We start from the raw sequence: 17,840 nt of genomic DNA on the forward strand, positions 1-17,840 counted from the left end.
CGGGCGCGCGCTTTACCGCGCAGGCCCCTTGCGACTCTGCCCCCCCGATAGTAGGCAGGAATGGCAATTTTCGAGGGGGCCCCATGGCACAGGACGATCCCAGATCACTTGTTTCCACCGATTGGCTGGCAGCACATATGAAGGACCCGGATCTGCGGATTCTTGATGGGTCCTGGCACATGCCCGCGGAAAACCGTGATCCAAAAGCCGAATACGATGCCGCCCACATTCCGGGCGCACGTTTTTTTGACATCGACGAGATCGCGGATCTGCGCAGTGACCTGCCGCATATGGTGCCGCCGGTTGAGAAGTTCATGAGCCGCATGCGCGCCATGGGCGTGGGCGACGGGCATCAGGTGGTGATCTATGACACCAAGGGCGTCCAGTCGGCGGCCCGCGTGTGGTGGCTGTTCAAGCTGATGGGCCAGAACGACGTTGCCGTGCTGGACGGTGGCTTGCCCAAGTGGCAGGCCGAGGGGCGCGAGATCGAAGATCTGCCACCCATGATCCGCGACCGCCACATGACCGTGCGCCGCCAGAACCATCTGGTGAAAGACGTGACGCAGGTCTCGAGCGCCTCAAAGCTGGGTGACTACGAAATCATCGACGCCCGCGCCGCCGCGCGCTTCAAGGGCGACGTGGAAGAACCGCGCGCCGGGCTGCGCTCGGGCCATATTCCGAACTCGAAAAACGTGCCCTTCGCAGACCTGTTGAATGCCGATGGCACGATGAAGGCCGCGGATGCCTGTCGCGCCGTGTTCGAGGCTGCTGGAGTCGATCTGTCGAAACCGGCCATCACAACCTGCGGATCGGGGGTCACCGCCTGTATTCTTGCCCTCGCGATGGAACGTTTCGGCAAGACCGATTACGCCGTCTATGACGGTTCCTGGACCGAGTGGGGCGCTTTCCCCACGCTTCCTATTGCCACCGGAGAAGCCTGATGCTGACCAAACTGACACAACAGCCCGCCGACAAGATCCTCGCCCTGATGGCGATGTATCGCGAAGATCCCCGCCCGACCAAGATCGACCTTGGCGTGGGTGTCTACAAGAACGCCGAGGGTGTGACCCCGGTGATGCGCGCCGTCAAGGAAGCCGAACGGCGCCTGGTCGAAGAACAGACCTCCAAGGCCTATGTGGCGCTGGCGGGTGACCCGGCCTATTCGGATGCCATGATCGGTCTGATCCTGGACACCTCGGTGGAACGCAACCGGATCGCGGCCATCGCCACGCCGGGCGGCACCGGTGCAGTGCGTCAGGCGTTCGAGCTGATCCACAACACCAGCCCCGACGCCACGGTCTGGGTGTCGAACCCGACCTGGCCGAACCACGTGTCGATCCTGAATTACCTTGGGATGAAGAACACCGCCTATCGCTATTTTGACGCGGAAACCCGCGGCGTGGACTTTGACGGCATGCTGGAAGATCTGGCCGAAGCCAAGGCTGGCGACGTGGTGCTGCTGCATGGCTGCTGTCACAACCCGACCGGCGCGAACCTGAACCTGACCCAGTGGCAAGAGATCGTGACCCTGTTGAACGACAAGGGTCTCGTGCCCATGATCGACATTGCCTATCAGGGCTTTGGTGACGGGCTGGAAGAGGATGCGGCAGCCACACGCCTGGTGGCGTCGAACGTGCCGGAATGCCTGATTGCGGGCAGCTGCTCGAAAAACTTCGGGGTCTACCGCGAGCGTACGGGGTTGCTGATGGCAATCTCAGCCGAGGCTGGCAACACTGCCGTCACCCAAGGCAACCTGAACCACCTGAACCGCCAGAACTATAGCTTTCCGCCGGATCACGGTGCCCGGGTTGTGACCACGATCCTGACCGACGACAGCTTGCGTGCCGACTGGGCAGCGGAGCTGGAAGACACCCGTTTGGGCATGCTGCGTCTGCGCGAGCAATTGGCCAGCGAATTGCAACGGCTGACCGGCTCGGACCGGTTCGGGTTCATCGCTCAGCACCGCGGCATGTTCTCGCAACTGGGCACAACGCCCGATCTGGTCGAGCGCCTGCGCGCCGAACACGGCATCTACATGGTATCCGACAGCCGCCTGAACATTGCCGGTTTGAACGACGTCACGGTGCCGATTCTGGCGCAGGCCATCTCGGATGTCGGGATCTGACCCGACCTGAAAGGTGACATTCACATCAGGCCGCCAGCGCAAGTTGGCGGCCTTTTTTGTGGTTTTGGGTCAAGTGTTTGGCATTTGCCGCCAAAGTCGGGCTGGCGGATGTAAGGCACAGTGCTCGGCCCTATATCAGAGGTACCAGCCCACATTTTATCGAAAGCCCCAATCTCATGACCTTGCTCTTTGCACTCACCCGGTTGTTTTCAAAACCCGCTGCTGTCAGGCCAGCAAAACCCGCAAGTGTTGGCGCCACGGGCCTGAGTGACAGCGATGTGCAGCGGATCTCGCGGGATACGCAGCGCCACACCCTGGCCAGCATCCTGTCGCGCCAGATCGTCGATGCCCAGTTTCGGCTGTCGGGTTTGACCTGCGATGAGGCGCGGTTTGCGCAAAGCCGCATGATCGCTGATCTGAAGCGGCACAGGGCACGCGAGGTTGGTGCCCCTTGGCAGGTTGGATAACGTCGCAAGGCACCAGAGTCCCCGTGTCACTTTTTGGCCAAGACCACTCTGGCAGGTGAGCGCCCAGTCACGGCAGCACGAGGCTTAGCACCCGGGACACTGGCACCTTTTTTCTGCCTCGGGGCATCACGCGGCGTTATGGACGACAGCGCCAAAAGCGCCTCTTGCATGCCGCGTTTCAGGGGACGCTGAAAGAACATCGATACGAAGAAACCACGCGTCTTCCCCGATGTAATCAGAAACCGCTGCCCATTGACCACCAGAAAGATCCCCGATTTGTCCATCATCGCGGCAACCCGATCATAGGCGCCGGAGTTCACCGGCTGAAAACGGCACCCCTTGCGGCCCAGCAGGGTCACGGTGCCATCGACCACATCCAGCCCCTCTTCGAGCGCGGCGGCGATGCGGCAGGTCTTGCGCGCGCTGACAAGCGCATAAATCCAGAGGTAGAGCATCCGCACCAGCACCACGAGACCGCTGAGGAAACTGGTCAGCCCCAACAGGATGGCCATGCGCGCGGTGGTGCTGAGGTGCTCAAACGTCCGCGATGGGCCAGTTGACCGGCTGATTTCATTGGATTTTGCCAATTCGTCTGCCTTGATCTCTTCCAGTTTGCAGACCGCATTGTGCAGACGCTCGACACTGTTCAGGCGTTCGCGCAAGAGGTTGGGGCTGTTGGTCAGGCCCAGTGCCCCAAAGCGCTGCGCCTCGACCAGCAAAGCCTCAATCCGTGCGCGGCGATGGGCCAGTCCCACGGAAAACAGTTTTGAGCTGACATCGCGCATGTCGATGCCGCGCAGATCCTGTTGGACGCGGGCGGCCAAATCCACGTCCGGTGTCCGGCCCTGGCTGCTGGCGACATAGAGGTCGTCCACCAGGAGCATGACGTCTTCTGGCAGGCCACAACGGGCATGGACCGGCCCGCTGAGGAAAAACATGCAAACAAGAGTCATGTTAAACCACCGCACCAAAACAAGAAATCCCGATTTCCGAAACAACCAAAACATGGCGGCAAACTGACACAAAAGTAATAACAGCCCGTAAAAACGAACAGGCCCGGGCATGGCTGCCCGGACCCTTGTTTTCTTAAGTATTTCCGGGTCTAGCCGTTGGTGAACTCAGGGTAGGCTTCCATCCCCAGTTCGGCCATGTCGAGACCGTTGATCTCGGTTTCTTCGTCGACCCGCAGACCCAAGGTGGCCTTGAGGATGAACCAGACCACGCCCGAGACAACCACGGTAAAGACACCCACCACGAGAATGGCATAGAGCTGGGTCATCAGCGAGGCATCCGCGTTGGTAAAGACAACCGCGATGGTGCCCCAGATACCGCAGATCAGGTGAACCGGGATGGCACCGACAACGTCGTCGATCTTGAGGCGGTCCATGAAGGGGATGGCAAAGACCACGATCACACCGCCAACAGCACCGATCAGGGTGGCGGCGCCCAAGGACGGGGTCAGCGGCTCTGCGGTGATCGACACCAGACCGGCCAGCGCGCCGTTCAGGATCATGGTCAGGTCAGGTTTCCTGAACAAGAGCTGCGAGGTGATCATCGCGGCAATCGCACCACCGGCAGCAGCCGTGTTGGTGTTGGCAAAGATGCGGCTGACATCGGCAACATCGCCAATGGTGCCCATGGCCAGCTGCGAGCCGCCGTTGAAGCCAAACCAACCCAGCCACAGGATGAACGTACCCAGCGTGGCGAGTGTCAGGTTCGAACCGGGGATCGGAACGGTTTTGCCCTCTTTGTTGTACTTGCCGATACGCGGCCCAAGGATGATGGCGCCGGTCAGAGCCGCCCAGCCACCAACCGAGTGCACAACGGTCGAGCCCGCGAAGTCGAGGAAGCCCATGGCGTCCAGGAACCCACCGCCCCATTTCCAGCTGGCTTGCAGCGGGTAGATGATCGCAGTCAGGATGATCGTGAAGATCAGGAAGGGCCAGAGCTTGATCCGTTCCGCCAGCGTTCCCGATACGATCGAGGCCGTGGTGGCACAGAACATCAGCTGAAAGAAAAAGTCCGAACCGGTCGAGGCATAGCCATAATCGTCTGCGCCATCCCGGCCCACGCCAACAGCCTCCAAGACACCAGGACCCCAGACGCCCGACAGGATGCCGTCAACCGACCACGTGCCCAAGGGGTACATCAGGTTATAGCCGATCAGGTAGTAGAAGATCGCCGCCAGCGAAAACAATGCCACGTTCTTGGTCAGCTGCATGGTGACGTTCTTGGAGCGTACGAGGCCTGCCTCGAGCATGGCAAAACCGGCTGCCATCCAGAACACCAGGAATCCGCCGATCAGGAACAAGAGCGAGTTCAGAATAAAGATCGTATCGGTTGAAGCATCAACGCCCGCAACCGGGGCGGCATCTTCGGCGAGGCCCGCCACGGGCAGCGCAACCAGCGCAGCGGGCAGAGCATATTTCATCAGGGTTTTCATGTGTGTCTTCCTTCCCATGTCGACGCTCAGAGCGCGTCGGCGTCCGTTTCACCGGTGCGCACGCGAATGGCCTGCTGCACGTCCAGTACAAAGATTTTGCCGTCGCCGATCTTGCCGGTCTGCGCGGTCTTGGTGATGGTCTCGACGACCTGATCGGCCATGGCCGCAGGCACCACGAGTTCCAGTTTGACCTTGGGCACAAAATTCACGGCGTACTCTGCGCCGCGATAGATTTCCGTGTGTCCCGATTGCGAGCCGAAGCCCTTGATTTCCGTGACCATCATGCCGCGCACGCCAATGTCGGTCAGCGCTTCGCGGACCTCTTCCAACTTGAACGGTTTGATCGTTGCAATAATCAGTTTCACCGCTTTCCCCTTTCGGTTGGCAGGGGAGGCCCCTGCGTTTTGCACCTGCAGAAAAACCGGGCGAGAGGAGAGAATCGAAGGTTCGAGCGGCAGAAATCGCGGCAACTTGCGGCAAAAACGCACAATTTTTGCACAAAGTTGGTCGCGTGATTAAATTTTGAACAGAACAAAAAGCCGTAAGCCGGGATGCATTCTCTCTACATCCGACCCATTTAGGGGTAACATGCTGCAAAACAGGCAGGCTGGGCAGAGCAGCTCATGAGTGATTCAGGTCGAAAGAAACCGCCCCTTGTGGCGGAAAAGCGGTATGGCAAGGCGCCGCCTGCCAAAGGTAAAGCTGTGTCCAAACCCAAGCCGAAACCCAAGCCGAAAGCCAAATCCAAGCCCAAAGCCAACCCGCAGCGGCGCAAGCCGGCGCGCAAACCAAACAGAAAAAAGCGCAATCCGATTGTCGCCTTTTTCCTGAACATCCTGCGCTGGATATGGCGCATGATCTGGGGCTTTACCTGGCGCGTGGGCGTTGTGGTTGGTCTGATCGTTGCGCTGGCCGTGGGCTATATCTATGCCACCCTGCCCGAGATGACGGACCTTTTGGATGGGCGCGCACGCGGGTCGGTGACTCTGTTGGATCGCAATGACCAGGTCTTTGCCTGGCGCGGCGATCAGTATGGCGGGGTGGTGACAGCCGAAAGCGTGTCGCCGGACCTGCGGAATGCCGTTGTGGCAACCGAGGACAAACGGTTCTATCGCCACTTCGGGATCAGCCCCCGTGGCGTGGCCAGCGCGGTGCGGATCAACCTGTCCGAAGGCCGCGGCCCTCTTAGCGGGCATGGCGGATCGACGATCACGCAGCAGACCGCCAAGCTGCTATGTCTGGGCGTGGAATATGACGCCAGCGACTGGGAGTCCGAAGCCGAATACGTGCGCGACTGCCGCCGGACGTCTCTGTGGCGCAAAGCCAAGGAGGCGATTTATGCCATCGCGATGGAAGTCAAATACACCAAGAACGAGATCCTCTCGATCTATCTGAACCGGGCCTACATGGGGGGCGGGGCATATGGGGCAGAAGCCGCGACGCAACGCTATTTCGGCAAACCGGCCGCCGTTGTCAGCCCCGCGGAAAGCGCGATGATCGCAGGTCTGTTGACCGCGCCTTCGTCGCTGGCCCCGACATCCAACCTGAAACGTTCGCAGGATCGCGCGGCCACCATCCTGCGACTGATGAACGAACAGGGCTACCTGACCGACAAGGAAACCGCCTATTGGCAGGCGAACCCGGCCACCCTGTCCGAAGCGGCAGAGGCGCGCGCTGGCGGGTATTTTGCAGATTGGGTGATGGGGTCGGGTCCGGATTACTTTACCCGCAACACCACCGAGGACGTGATCCTGAAAACCACGCTCGACCCCCGCATCCAGACAGCTGTTGAAGAAGGTCTGAAATGGGTGTTCGAGAACAAGGTGCGCGAAGGCTCCAAGGCGCAGGCCGCGATTGTGGTGATGAGTGCCGACGGCGCGGTGCGGGCCATGGTGGGTGGGCGTGACACCAAGGTCTCGGGCGCCTTCAACCGTGCGGTTCAGGCCAAGCGGCAAACCGGCTCGGCGTTCAAGCCCTTTGTCTATGGCACGGCGCTGGATCTGGGTTATGCCCATGACGATCTTGTCGATGACTCGCCCTATTGCATCAACGTGCCGGGGTCGGGCCAGTGGTGCCCGCGAAACTATACCAACAAGCATTATGGCATGGTCACGCTGACCGATGCGCTGAAAAACTCGCTGAATGTGCCTGCGGTGAAGATTTCCGAATCCGTCGGGCGCGACAACGTCCGCAAGGTGGCGAGCGAGTTTGGCATTGAAAGCGATCTGGCGCTGGGACCGGCGTTGGCGCTGGGGGCGTCCGAAAGCTCGCTTTTGGAAATGACCGGGGCCTATGCGGGCATTCTGAACGGCGGCTCGTCGGTGACGCCCTATGGTCTGGTGGAACTGCGGCTGGCAGGTGATCCGAACGCGCTGATGGGCACCGGCGGCGGCATTGGTGAGCGGGTCATCACCGAAGCCGCGGCGCGCGAGCTGATTTACATGATGGAAAAGGTGGTCAGCGAAGGCACCGGCCGACGGGCTGCCCTGCCCGGCTGGCAGGTGGCAGGCAAGACCGGCACCACGCAGGCGGCACGGGACGCATGGTTCATCGGCTTCACCTCGGATTACGTGGCGGGTGTGTGGATGGGCTATGACGACAACACACCGCTGACCGGGGTTACCGGCAGTGGTCTGCCGGCGGAAATCTGGCATGAAGTCATGGTGCGCGTGCATGAGGGGCTGACCCCTGCGCCCCTGCCTGCCTTTGTGCCCAAGCCAAAAGCCAAGCAGCAGCCGAAACAAAAACGCAAGAGCCCGGGCGATGTCATCGAGGACACGGTGAATTCGATCCTGAAGGATATATTTGGCAATTGAGCGCCCAAGGCGTTTGCAAACGCCTTGCAAGCGGTTTCGAAACCGCTTTCCCCGAAAAACCCCGAAGCAACTGCCAGAGGCGAACGCGCCTTAGCCCGCTTTTTTCAGGTCCTGCGTGAGCATATCAATGTCACCCTTGCGGCGATCGAGCATTGCGCCGATCTCTTCTTTTTCGCTGAGACGCAGGCTGATGCCTTCGATGATCATGTCAAAGAACTTGGCACGTCCGGATTTGTCCGAGACCAGAAAGTTCACGGCAAAAGGCGACTGCCCCTTGAGATAGGCCGTGGTGCGTACCTCGTGGAAGCTCTTGACCTTGCGCGCATCCTTGACCTCGATCCGGCCGCCGACAAACTCTTCAAAGCGCTTGCCATACTTGCGCGCGATATAGCCCTGAAACGCCTTGGTATAGGCGTTGAGCTGGGCGCTCGACGCGCGGCGGGCGTCCGCCCCAAGGGCCGAGCGCGCGATGATCGGCACATCTGCGTATTTGGTGAAGATCCGTTCAAAGTCGCGAATCATCGAGGACAGAGGTTTGCCGCTCGAGATGACCTTGTTGATGTCCTTTACCACGCTGTCGACCAGCGATTTGGCCTGTGCGTCGCTCAAGGCAAAGGCGCCACGCGGCAAGATTGCGATCAGTGCAAGGGCAGAAACTGCACCCAGAAATCCACGGCGGGTCATATCAAAACGTCCTCAAAAGTCCTCGTACGGATCCGAATACGGGTCCAATCCACTATCGAGATAAAGATCCTCTGCGGTCATTCCAAGTTCATAGCGGCGGTTTTGCAAGTAAATACTACGCGATTGCGCATAGCTGTCGGCGGATTCATGCAGGATCGAATCCACCGTGGCGTCGAAATCATAACGGTTGCCCATGGCATCAAAAACATAGGCCACGGCGCCGATATAGGTCTCGGGGCCCCGCACCACGACAAAGAACGGGTCCAGCACCAGATCAACGGCAATCCCCACGGTGTCACGCGACGTGGACGGTCCGTAAAAGGGCAGTTCGACATATGGGCCCTCGGCAGCACCCCAAACATGCAGGGTTTCGCCAAAGTCCGTGTCGACCCGCGTCCAGCCCAGATCTTTTGCCGGATCAAACAGACCCGCAAAGCCCACCACAGTGTTGAACGCAAAGCGCCCGGTGTTCTGAAGCGCGTCGTCCAGATTGCCCTGAAGCACGCTGTTGATAACGTCATTCGGCAGGCTCAGGTGCGACGAAAAGTTCGCCACCACCTCGCGCGCACCACCGTTGGTGGCGTTGCCCCAACCTTGTGACAGAGGGTCAACCAGATGCTTGTCCAGAGATTTGTTCAGCTCGTGGTTGGCGCGGTTGACCTCTTCATGCGGATCGTAAATCCCGCCGGGCGCATTTTTCGCCTGTTCCGAGGCGCAAGCCGACAGCACCAAAGCGGCCGCCAGCAGGACTGGCAGCGTGAGTTTGGGCTTGAGGGTCCGAGTGGCATAAAACAGCAATAGAATTCTCGGGTTAAACTTCGTATCAACGCATTTAGACTAAATCTGCACCCGGCCCCAACCGCATTGGGCATGTCGCCTCCGATCTGTGGCAGATGGGGAACAGGCGCTTGGCGGGCAGGACCCGAACCACTCATACGATCATTTCCCGGACAGGACAATGAAGCGACAAAACCAGCAACATGCCGGATCCGGCGAATTGATCGAGGCACGCCGCGAAAGCCGTGGTCTTTACTGGGCGGTGGGGCTGTTCAGCTTTGTGGCCAACATTCTGATGCTCACGGGCCCGCTTTACATGTTGCAGGTCTATGACCGTGTGTTGGGCAGCCGGTCGCTGGAGACCCTGTTGGCACTGTCGCTGCTGGTGGTGTTTCTTTATGGCATCATGGGGTTGCTCGATTATGCCCGCGGGCGCGTCATGGGGCGGGTTGCCGCGCGGTTTCAGTCCCGGCTGGAACGCCGGGTTTTCGACGCGGTCCTGAAAAGCTCTTCCACACGGCCCAGCCCCGAGGCCCGCACCGGTCAGAAAGACCTGGGGGCGGTGCAGCAGCTGATGGCCTCTCCGGTGCTGATGGCAGTCTTTGACCTGCCCTGGACTCCGGTTTTCCTGGTTGGCATCTCATTGTTCCACCCCTGGCTGGGGATGCTTGCGGTTGCCGGTGGCGCCGTGCTGGTGGTGTTTACCATCCTCAACCGAACCCTGTCGAAACGCCCCTTGGAAGAGGCCGCGATGCGTGCCCACGGGGCTGATATCATGGGGGAACAGATCCGCTCGGAATCCGAGATGGTGCGCGCCATGGGCATGCAGGGGGCGGCCTTTGATCGGTGGCAGGCCGCCCGACACAAGGCGCTGACGCGTCAGGTTCAGGCCAGCGACCTGACCGGCAGCTTCGGCGCTTTGACCAAGACGTTCCGGCTGATGCTGCAATCGGCGATGCTGGGGCTTGGGGCCTATCTGGTGCTGCAGAACGAAATGACCCCCGGCGCGATGATCGCAGGGTCGATCCTGTTGGGCCGCGCATTGGCCCCGATCGAACTGGCCATCGGGCAATGGGCCCTTGTGCAACGCGCGGCGCAGGGGTGGCGAAACCTTGGGGTTTTGCTGAGCGAGGTTCCTCCGGAAGAGCCCCGCACGCAGCTCCCGGTACCCAAGGCGCGGCTGGAGGCGCAGCAGGTCACCGTGGTGCCGCCGGGCGATGCACAGGCTGCGCTACGCATGGTGAGTTTCGTGGTCGAACCGGGTCAGGCCGTCGGTGTGATCGGGGCCTCGGGGGCGGGTAAATCCACCTTGGCCCGCGCCATCACCGGGGTCTGGCGCCCCGCAGGTGGCACAGTAAGGCTCGATGGGGCGACGCTCGATCAATACGACCCGGACAAACTGGGCGACTACATCGGCTATCTGCCACAGCGCATTCAGCTGTTTGACGGCACCATTGCCGATAACATCGCCCGCCTGTCGCAGGAACCAGATTCGGAAAAAGTGGTGGCCGCCGCCAAAAAGGCAGCTGCCCACGACATGATCGTCAAGCTGCCGGATGGCTATGACACCCGCGTCACGACCAATGGCGGGCGGTTGTCGGGCGGGCAGATCCAGCGCATTGGTCTTGCTCGTGCCATGTATTCCGATCCGGCGATCCTGGTGCTGGACGAGCCCAACTCGAACCTCGACAACGATGGCTCGGTGGCCCTGAACGCGGCCATTCGCGCCATGAAGTCCGAAGGTAAGTCGGTGCTGATCATGGCCCACCGCCCTGCGGCCATTCAGGAATGCGACATGCTTCTGGTGCTGGATGGCGGTGCGGCCCGCAAATTCGGCCCTCGCGACGAGGTGCTGAAGGAAATGGTGCAGAATCACAAGGAAATCCAGGCCTCGACCGGCGCAGGAGGTGTAAGATGAGCAGCCCCCAAAGCCCAAACTGGTCAGCCCGCGCGCCGCTTTTGATTGGCATGGTCTCACTTGTCATCCTGATAGGCGGTTTTGGCACCTGGGCGACCATGACGGAAATCTCAGGCGCCATCATTGCCACTGGAAGAATCGAGGTCGACAGCAACCGGCAGGTCGTACAGCACCCGGACGGGGGCGTGGTCAAAGAGATTCTCGTGGACGAAGGCGATCTGGTTAAGGTCGGTCAAACCCTGATCCGTTTGGATTCGACCCTTCTGGCGTCAAATTTGGTGATTGCCGAAGGGCAACTGTTCGAGATGATGGCCCGCCGTGGGCGGCTCGAAGCGGAACGCGACGGAGGCGAGGCCGTCACCTATGATCCAGAGCTTGTGGCCGCGGCACAGGATAACCCGGAAGTCGCCGAAATCATCGCCGGACAGTCGCGCCTGTTCCATGCCCGCGTCGAGAGCCTGTCGCGCGAAGTTGAACAGATGCAGAAGCGGCGCGGCCAGATTCAGGATCAGATTGTCGGCATCGAAGCCCAGCGACAGGCATTGACCACCCAGCTGGCACTGATCGTGCACGAGTTGGAGGATCAGCAGACGCTGTTGGAAAAGGGCCTGGCTCAGGCCAGCCGCGTGTTGGCCCTGCGCCGTGAAGAGGCGAGCCTGAGCGGGCGCACCGGTGAGCTGGCCGCCGCCAAGGCCCAGGCCGAAGGGCGTATCACGGAGATTGAGATCGAGATCATCAAACTGGGCACCCACCGCCGTGAAGAGGCGATCTCGCGGTTGCGCGACCTGCAGTACAACGAATTGGAACTGGCCGAACAGCGCCGCGCCATGCAGGAACGACTGTCGCGGCTGGACATAGATGCGCCCGTGTCTGGCGTGGTCTATGGCCTGCAGGTGTTTGCCGAACGCTCGGTGATAAGGCCCGCAGATCCGGTTCTTTTCCTTGTGCCACAAGACCGTCCATTGGTGATTGCCACCCAGGTGCCCACTATTCACGTTGACCAGGTTTTTGCCGGTCAGACCGTTTCGCTGCGGTTCTCGGCGCTGGATCAACGCGAAACACCAGAGCTTTTTGGCCGCGTCATGACCGTCTCTCCGGATGCGTTTCAGGACGAAAACACTGGTGCCTCTTACTATCGCGCCGAGATCGCTCTGGGCGAAGGAGAGGTCGCCAAGCTGCCCGAGGGCGTGGTGCTGATCCCCGGCATGCCGGTTGAGGCCTATCTCAAGACCAGTGACCGCAGCCCGCTGGCCTATCTTGTGAAACCCTTTGCCGATTACTTCACCAAAGCCTTCCGCGAAGGCTAAGCGGGCAGTGCAAATAGGGGCTTTTCACCGGCGCAAAGGCGCACTAGCGTCGCCGCGAAAACCAATTCAGGGAGACTGAACAATGAGCGGATTCGAAGCAAAGCTGGCCGAGCTGGGTGTGACCCTGCCAGATGCCCCTGCCCCGGCAGCCAACTATGTGCCCCACGTCAAGGTCGGCGACATCGTGTACGTGTCCGGCCAGATCTCGATGAACGCGGATGGATTCATTGTCGGCAAGCTGGGTGATGACATGGAAACCGACGCAGGCGCGGCCGCGGCCCGGACCTGCGCCATCGGTCTTCTGGCGCAGGTGAAAGCCGCCTGTGGTGGTGATCTGGATCGTCTTGTGCGTGTGGTCAAGCTGACCGGTTTCGTGAATTCGACCGGCGACTATGGCGATCAGCCTAAGGTGATCAATGGCGCCTCGGACTTCCTGGTGGAAGCCTTGGGCGATGCCGGTCGCCACTCTCGTTCCGCAGTCTCTGCCGCCTCCTTGCCCTTTGGCGTGGCGGTTGAGATCGAAGGCATTTTCCAGGTCAAGTAAACCTATATGCTGCCCTCTTCCTTTTTGTCCGTGCCTCTGGCGCATCGGGCCCTGCATGACGTGGCCGATGGGCGTCCCGAAAACAGCCGCGCGGCTATCCGCGCGGCCATGGACGCCGGCTATGGCATCGAGATTGACCTGCAACTGTCCAAGGACGGACAGGCCATGGTGTTCCATGACTACATGCTGGATCGGCTGACGCATGAACGCGGCCCGGTGCGGGGACGCACGGCTGCCGAGTTGGGCCAGATCGTTTTGGACGGAGGGAACGAGGGCATTCCCACCTTTGCCGAAGTGCTGGATTTGGTGGCGGGTCGGGTGCCGCTGCTGGTGGAACTCAAGGATCAGGATGGAGCGATGGGTGACAACCTCGGGCCGCTGGAAGAAGCCTCAGCCGCCGCTGTGCAGAACTATGAAGGACCGCTGGCCTTTATGTCTTTCAACCCCAACAGCGTTGCGCGGCTCGCGTGCCTTGCGCCGGATGTGCCGCGTGGCCTTGTCACCGATGGCTACAAGGCTGAAAATTGGGCACTGCTGCCGGAAAACACCCGCACGCACCTGCGCGACATTCCGGATTTCGATCGCACCGGTGCGTGTTTCATCAGCCATGGCGTCAACGACCTGAACCGCCCCCGCGTGGCCGAGATCAAGGCCACGGGCGCGCCGATCCTGTGCTGGACCGTACGCTCGCCCGAACAAGAGGCAGAGGCGCGCAGGATTGCCGATAACATCACCTTTGAAGGCTACCTCGCTGCGTTTACGGCTTGATCCTTGTCCAGCGCACGCCAAATATGACAGGGCGGACAGGAGAACAGCATGGACGGCGCGAGCATCGAAATTGAACTGCACCGCAGTCTGGACTCGATCGGCAAGGCCACGTGGGATGCCTGTGCCTGCCCTGAGACCGCCGCAGGGGACCGCCCGATCGACCCCTTCACCACCTATCGCTTTCTGAAAGCCATCGAGGACAGCGGCTCGGTTGGCCCCGGCTCGGGCTGGCAACCGCAATACCTGAGTGCGCGGACGGATGGCGACACCATCGCGGTGATGCCACTCTATGCCAAGGGTCACAGTCAGGGTGAGTATGTCTTTGACTACAGCTGGGCCCACGCCTACGAGCGCGCGGGCGGGCGCTATTATCCGAAACTGCAGGCCGCCGTGCCCTTTACACCGGTCACCGGGCGCAGATTTCTGACCCGGCCGGGGTTCGAGGTGATGGGCATCAACGCATTGATCCAGGGCGCGGTTCAGATTGCCTCTGACAACCAGCTGTCCTCACTGCACCTGACATTCTGTGCTGAGGACGAAGCCATCGCAGGGCAGCAAATGGGCCTGATGCACCGCACCGGTCAGCAGTTTCACTGGCTGAACGAGGGATACGACAGTTTTGATGGTTTCCTGACCACGCTGTCTTCGCGCAAGCGCAAGAACATCCGCAAGGAACGGGAGCGGGCGCATGGTTTCGGCGGCGAGATCGTCGCGCTGACGGGCAACGACATCCGCCCCGAACACTGGGACGCCATGTGGATGTTCTATCAGGACACCGGGGCGCGCAAATGGGGCACGCCCTATCTGGAGCGCGCATTCTTCGACATTGCCCATGAGACTCTGCGCGACGACATTCTGCTGATCTTTGCCCTGCGTGACGGCATGCCGGTGGCGGGCGCGATGAACATGATTGGCCAAGAGGCGCTTTTTGGCCGGTATTGGGGCTGCATCGAGGATCATCCCTGCCTGCATTTCGAACTGTGCTACTATCAGGCCATGGATTGGGCCATTTCACACGGGCTGGCGCGGGTCGAGGCCGGAGCGCAGGGCGAACACAAGCTGGCGCGTGGCTATCTGCCGGTGACAACCCATTCCCTGCACTGGATCGCTGATCCGGGCTTTGCAGATGCGGTCGCGCGGTTCGTGCATGCCGAACGCGAAGCGGTGGCGGAAGAGATCGAAGTGTTGACGTCGTACGGCCCGTTTCGCAAGGACAACAGGGAGGATCACGATTGACCGAGAAACTCAGCGCCGCCGCAAGAGACGCCGTGCTCGGACCTCTGTTCGAAAGCGGCTGGTCCATGGTCGAAGCGCGTGATGCGATCCACAAAACCTATCGCTTTGGCAGCTTTGTCGAGGCGTTCGGCTGGATGACGCGCGCCGCACTCTGGGCCGAGAAATGGAACCACCACCCGGAATGGAGCAATGTCTACAACCGCGTGGATGTGGTGCTGACGACGCATGACGTCGATGGCCTGAGCGCACTGGATGCCAAGCTCGCGCGCAAACTCGACAGTCTTTGAAAAGTGGGCGGGTCTAAAACGCAAAACGGACCGGAAACATGTCTGTATCCCGGTCCGTCGTTGTTCTGGGTGTAGCCGTCTTCAGAGCGCGTCAAGCAGGGTTTCACCCCCAGTCAGATCGCAGACTCCTTTTTCAACTTCTTCCTGTAACCAGGTCACGGTGCCGTCTTCGACAATCGCCGCGAAACGACGGGTGCGGTCAACAAAGCCAATCGCCTCAACCGAGAAATCCAGCCCCATCGCCTTGGTCAGCGACCCATCGGGATCAGTCATCATGGTGACCCCGGCTTCGCTCGCGCCGGTGGCCTTGTCCCAGGCGTCCATCACGAAGGGATCGTTCACTGCCATACAGATGATCTCATCCACGCCTTTGGCCTTTAGCGCATCGACATTGCGCATGAAGCTCGGCAAATGCGCCATGGAACAGGTCGAGGTAAACGCTCCCGGCAGGCCAAACAGCGCGACCTTGCGCCCCTTAGTCAGCTCAGCCACGTTGACAGGGGTCGGAACTCCGTCGTTAAGGTGCATAAAAACGCCGTCAGGCAGCTTTTGACCTACGTTAATTGTCATGTTAATCATCTCACTGATTGCCTTATCTGGACTCGTCGATATAGGGTCCAGCGAAGAATGGACAATGACTAATATCGGGAGGGTTGCATGACCCACGTTGTTGTGATCGGAGCGGGCCAGGCGGGCTCATCCTTGGTGGCGAAATTGCGCAATGGCGGTTTCGAAGGGCAGATTACGCTGATTGGCGAGGAACCTGTGCCGCCTTACCAGCGCCCCCCCCTCTCCAAGAAGTACCTGCTGGGCGACATGGATCTTGAGCGTCTGTTCCTGCGCCCCGAGGCGTTTTATGGCGACAACGACATCACCATGCGGCTGAGTGAAAAGGTCACCGCAATTGATACCAGCGCCAAGACCGTCACTGCGGACGGCGAGACCCTGTCTTATGACGAACTGGTCCTGACCACCGGCTCGGCGCCACGCTATTTGCCTGCCGCCATCGGGGGTGCGCTGGACGGCGTTTTTGTGGTGCGTGACCTCAAGGACGTCGACGGGATGGCGCCTGAGTTCACCGAAGGCAAGCGCGTGCTGATCGTCGGCGGTGGGTACATCGGTCTCGAGGCCGCCGCCGTGGCCGCATCACGCGGCCTGAACGTGACCCTTGTCGAGATGGCCGACCGCATCCTGCAACGGGTCGCAGCACCCGAGACCAGCGATTACTTCCGCACCCTGCACCAATCCCATGGCGTCAACATCATCGAGGGTGTCGGCCTCGACCACCTGACCGGCGACGGGCACGTCACCGGTGCAAAGCTGACCGATGGCTCTCAGATGGACCTGGATTTTGTCATCGTGGGTGTCGGCATCATGCCAGGCACCGCCCTGGCCGAAGCTGCCGGGATCGCGCTGGACAACGGCATCAGGACCGACGCTCAGGGCCGCACCTCTGCCCCGAATGTCTGGGCAGCGGGGGACTGTGCGTCCTTCCCCTACAAAGACGGGCGCATTCGGTTGGAAAGCGTGCCCAACGCCATCGATCAGGCCGAATGCGTGGCTGAAAACATCATGGGCGCGGGCAAGGACTATGTGGCCAAACCGTGGTTCTGGTCGGATCAGTATGACGTGAAACTGCAGATTGCGGGCCTCAACACCGGCTATGACACCGTGGTCACGCGTCAGGGAGACCAAGGCTCCGTGTCGTTCTGGTACTATCAGGGCGACACATTGCTGGCGGTCGATGCCATGAACGCGCCGCGCGACTACATGATCGGCAAGCGCCTGATCGAAGGCGGCAAATCGCCCGCACCCGCGGCGATTGCCGACCCCGAAACCGACATGAAAGCCCTGATGCGCCTGTGAGGATCATCGCCGGACAGTTTCGGGGCACGGCCCTGACCAGCGTGGGCAAGGGCGACGCGGGCGCGCACCTGCGCCCCACCACCGACCGTGTGCGCGAAAGCCTGTTCAACGTTCTGATGGGTGGCAGGTTTGGCGATCCGATCACCGATGCGGTGGTTCTGGACCTGTTTGCGGGCACTGGCGCGCTGGGGCTTGAGGCGCTGTCGCGGGGGGCGTCCCATGTGACCTTTGTCGACGATGGCCGCAAGGCCACCAGCCTGATCCGCGAAAACATCCGCCTTACCCGCAGCAAGGCGGCAACCCGTATCATCACGCGCGACGCCACGCGCCTGCCGCCTTGCGACAGCGACCCGGCAACCCTGATCTTCCTCGACCCGCCCTACGGCAAATCCATGGGCCAAAAGGCGCTGGACAGCGCGCACCACCAAGGCTGGATCGCGCCCGACGCCCTGATCGTCTGGGAGGAAAACGCAGCCCAACAGCCCCCGACCGGCTTCACGCTGCTGGACACCCGGAAATACGGCGATACGCATGTCACTATTGTTGAGCCTGCGTAACATCAGGCTTCATCTTGCCAAAAATACTCCGGGGTGAATTGGCCC

Annotated in this window: 18 protein-coding genes; 12 read left to right on the forward strand and 6 right to left on the reverse strand. The window is 60.8% G+C overall.

Annotated elements, in window-relative coordinates:
- Positions 1–83: 83 nt before the first annotated feature.
- The 3 genes from sseA to EK369_RS13110 all read left to right on the forward strand — a co-directional run bounded on the left by sseA (position 84) and on the right by EK369_RS13110 (position 2,592).
- Positions 84–941 carry a 3-mercaptopyruvate sulfurtransferase gene (gene sseA, locus EK369_RS13100; protein WP_127114711.1) on the forward strand — a complete coding sequence of 286 codons (858 nt, stop codon included), beginning with the start codon at positions 84–86 and terminating at the stop codon, positions 939–941.
- Positions 941–2,125, forward strand: coding sequence for an amino acid aminotransferase (locus EK369_RS13105; RefSeq protein WP_127114712.1), 1,185 nt, complete (start codon positions 941–943; stop codon positions 2,123–2,125). The genes sseA and EK369_RS13105 overlap by 1 nt, the downstream gene beginning before the upstream one ends.
- A 176-nt stretch (positions 2,126–2,301) precedes the next feature.
- A complete protein-coding gene (locus EK369_RS13110; RefSeq protein ID WP_127114713.1) occupies positions 2,302–2,592 on the forward strand; it encodes a hypothetical protein in 291 nt (96 codons plus the stop codon).
- Between the two features lie 26 nt (positions 2,593–2,618).
- Here the strand turns inward: EK369_RS13110 and EK369_RS13115 are convergent, their stop codons facing one another.
- The 3 genes from EK369_RS13115 to EK369_RS13125 form a co-directional block, all read right to left on the reverse strand.
- A complete protein-coding gene (locus EK369_RS13115) occupies positions 2,619–3,545 on the reverse strand; it encodes a hypothetical protein (protein WP_127114714.1) in 927 nt (308 codons plus the stop codon).
- A 149-nt stretch (positions 3,546–3,694) separates the two neighbouring features.
- On the reverse strand, positions 3,695–5,035 hold the full coding sequence (locus tag EK369_RS13120; RefSeq protein ID WP_127114715.1) for an ammonium transporter: 1,341 nt from the start codon (positions 5,033–5,035) through the stop codon (positions 3,695–3,697).
- Between the two features lie 26 nt (positions 5,036–5,061).
- Positions 5,062–5,400, reverse strand: a complete 339-nt coding sequence (locus tag EK369_RS13125; protein ID WP_127114716.1) for a P-II family nitrogen regulator — start codon at positions 5,398–5,400, stop codon at positions 5,062–5,064.
- 258 nt (positions 5,401–5,658) lie between these two features.
- Between EK369_RS13125 and EK369_RS13130 the strand changes: the two genes are divergently transcribed.
- A complete protein-coding gene (locus EK369_RS13130; RefSeq protein ID WP_127114717.1) occupies positions 5,659–7,851 on the forward strand; it encodes a transglycosylase domain-containing protein in 2,193 nt (730 codons plus the stop codon).
- Positions 7,852–7,941: 90 nt separating this feature from the next.
- Here the strand turns inward: EK369_RS13130 and EK369_RS13135 are convergent, their stop codons facing one another.
- Complete coding sequence (locus tag EK369_RS13135; protein WP_127114718.1) at positions 7,942–8,535, reverse strand: MlaC/ttg2D family ABC transporter substrate-binding protein; 594 nt, start codon at positions 8,533–8,535, stop codon at positions 7,942–7,944.
- 12 nt (positions 8,536–8,547) lie between these two features.
- Positions 8,548–9,333: an MlaA family lipoprotein gene (locus EK369_RS13140; RefSeq protein WP_235871421.1), complete on the reverse strand. Its 786-nt coding sequence runs from the start codon at positions 9,331–9,333 to the stop codon at positions 8,548–8,550.
- A 160-nt stretch (positions 9,334–9,493) separates the two neighbouring features.
- Between EK369_RS13140 and EK369_RS13145 the strand changes: the two genes are divergently transcribed.
- From EK369_RS13145 to EK369_RS13170, 6 genes are all read left to right on the forward strand, one after another.
- On the forward strand, positions 9,494–11,230 hold the full coding sequence (locus EK369_RS13145) for a type I secretion system permease/ATPase (RefSeq protein ID WP_127114719.1): 1,737 nt from the start codon (positions 9,494–9,496) through the stop codon (positions 11,228–11,230).
- Entirely contained in the window at positions 11,227–12,537 is a 1,311-nt protein-coding gene (locus tag EK369_RS13150; protein ID WP_127114720.1) for an HlyD family type I secretion periplasmic adaptor subunit, read from the forward strand. The genes EK369_RS13145 and EK369_RS13150 overlap by 4 nt, the downstream gene beginning before the upstream one ends.
- A gap of 82 nt (positions 12,538–12,619) precedes the next feature.
- Complete coding sequence (locus tag EK369_RS13155; protein ID WP_127114721.1) at positions 12,620–13,081, forward strand: RidA family protein; 462 nt, start codon at positions 12,620–12,622, stop codon at positions 13,079–13,081.
- A gap of 6 nt (positions 13,082–13,087) precedes the next feature.
- Complete coding sequence (locus EK369_RS13160; protein ID WP_127114722.1) at positions 13,088–13,849, forward strand: glycerophosphodiester phosphodiesterase family protein; 762 nt, start codon at positions 13,088–13,090, stop codon at positions 13,847–13,849.
- Positions 13,850–13,897: 48 nt separating this feature from the next.
- On the forward strand, positions 13,898–15,085 hold the full coding sequence (locus EK369_RS13165) for a GNAT family N-acetyltransferase (protein WP_127114723.1): 1,188 nt from the start codon (positions 13,898–13,900) through the stop codon (positions 15,083–15,085).
- Positions 15,082–15,372: a 4a-hydroxytetrahydrobiopterin dehydratase gene (locus EK369_RS13170; RefSeq protein WP_127114724.1), complete on the forward strand. Its 291-nt coding sequence runs from the start codon at positions 15,082–15,084 to the stop codon at positions 15,370–15,372. The genes EK369_RS13165 and EK369_RS13170 overlap by 4 nt, the downstream gene beginning before the upstream one ends.
- An 81-nt stretch (positions 15,373–15,453) precedes the next feature.
- On the opposite strand, the gene EK369_RS13175 is transcribed toward EK369_RS13170, so the two are convergent.
- Positions 15,454–15,942 carry a peroxiredoxin gene (locus EK369_RS13175; RefSeq protein WP_127114725.1) on the reverse strand — a complete coding sequence of 163 codons (489 nt, stop codon included), beginning with the start codon at positions 15,940–15,942 and terminating at the stop codon, positions 15,454–15,456.
- An 87-nt stretch (positions 15,943–16,029) separates the two neighbouring features.
- Here EK369_RS13175 and EK369_RS13180 point away from each other — a divergent pair, with 87 nt between their 5' ends.
- Entirely contained in the window at positions 16,030–17,238 is a 1,209-nt protein-coding gene (locus tag EK369_RS13180) for an NAD(P)/FAD-dependent oxidoreductase (RefSeq protein WP_127114726.1), read from the forward strand.
- Positions 17,235–17,795, forward strand: a complete 561-nt coding sequence (rsmD, locus tag EK369_RS13185; RefSeq protein ID WP_127114727.1) for a 16S rRNA (guanine(966)-N(2))-methyltransferase RsmD — start codon at positions 17,235–17,237, stop codon at positions 17,793–17,795. Before EK369_RS13180 ends, rsmD begins: the two co-directional genes overlap by 4 nt.
- Positions 17,796–17,840: the final 45 nt, after the last annotated feature.

It is taken from the genome of Shimia sediminis, assembly GCF_003990645.1.
Lineage (GTDB): Bacteria > Pseudomonadota > Alphaproteobacteria > Rhodobacterales > Rhodobacteraceae > Shimia > Shimia sediminis.

Bases quoted from the DNA above. Each gene is read 5' to 3' on its own strand.
- EK369_RS13180 (WP_127114726.1), top strand. From the start codon at position 16,030: ATGACCCACGTTGTTGTGATCGGAGCGGGCCAGGCGGGCTCATCCTTG.
- EK369_RS13130 (WP_127114717.1), top strand. From the start codon at position 5,659: ATGAGTGATTCAGGTCGAAAGAAACCGCCCCTTGTGGCGGAAAAGCGG.
- EK369_RS13145 (WP_127114719.1), top strand. From the start codon at position 9,494: ATGAAGCGACAAAACCAGCAACATGCCGGATCCGGCGAATTGATCGAG.
- EK369_RS13165 (WP_127114723.1), top strand. From the start codon at position 13,898: ATGGACGGCGCGAGCATCGAAATTGAACTGCACCGCAGTCTGGACTCG.
- sseA (WP_127114711.1), top strand. From the start codon at position 84: ATGGCACAGGACGATCCCAGATCACTTGTTTCCACCGATTGGCTGGCA.
- EK369_RS13105 (WP_127114712.1), top strand. From the start codon at position 941: ATGCTGACCAAACTGACACAACAGCCCGCCGACAAGATCCTCGCCCTG.
- EK369_RS13160 (WP_127114722.1), top strand. From the start codon at position 13,088: ATGCTGCCCTCTTCCTTTTTGTCCGTGCCTCTGGCGCATCGGGCCCTG.
- EK369_RS13115 (WP_127114714.1), bottom strand. From the start codon at position 3,545: ATGACTCTTGTTTGCATGTTTTTCCTCAGCGGGCCGGTCCATGCCCGT.
- EK369_RS13110 (WP_127114713.1), top strand. From the start codon at position 2,302: ATGACCTTGCTCTTTGCACTCACCCGGTTGTTTTCAAAACCCGCTGCT.
- EK369_RS13120 (WP_127114715.1), bottom strand. From the start codon at position 5,035: ATGAAAACCCTGATGAAATATGCTCTGCCCGCTGCGCTGGTTGCGCTG.
- EK369_RS13150 (WP_127114720.1), top strand. From the start codon at position 11,227: ATGAGCAGCCCCCAAAGCCCAAACTGGTCAGCCCGCGCGCCGCTTTTG.
- EK369_RS13175 (WP_127114725.1), bottom strand. From the start codon at position 15,942: ATGACAATTAACGTAGGTCAAAAGCTGCCTGACGGCGTTTTTATGCAC.
- EK369_RS13155 (WP_127114721.1), top strand. From the start codon at position 12,620: ATGAGCGGATTCGAAGCAAAGCTGGCCGAGCTGGGTGTGACCCTGCCA.
- EK369_RS13135 (WP_127114718.1), bottom strand. From the start codon at position 8,535: ATGACCCGCCGTGGATTTCTGGGTGCAGTTTCTGCCCTTGCACTGATC.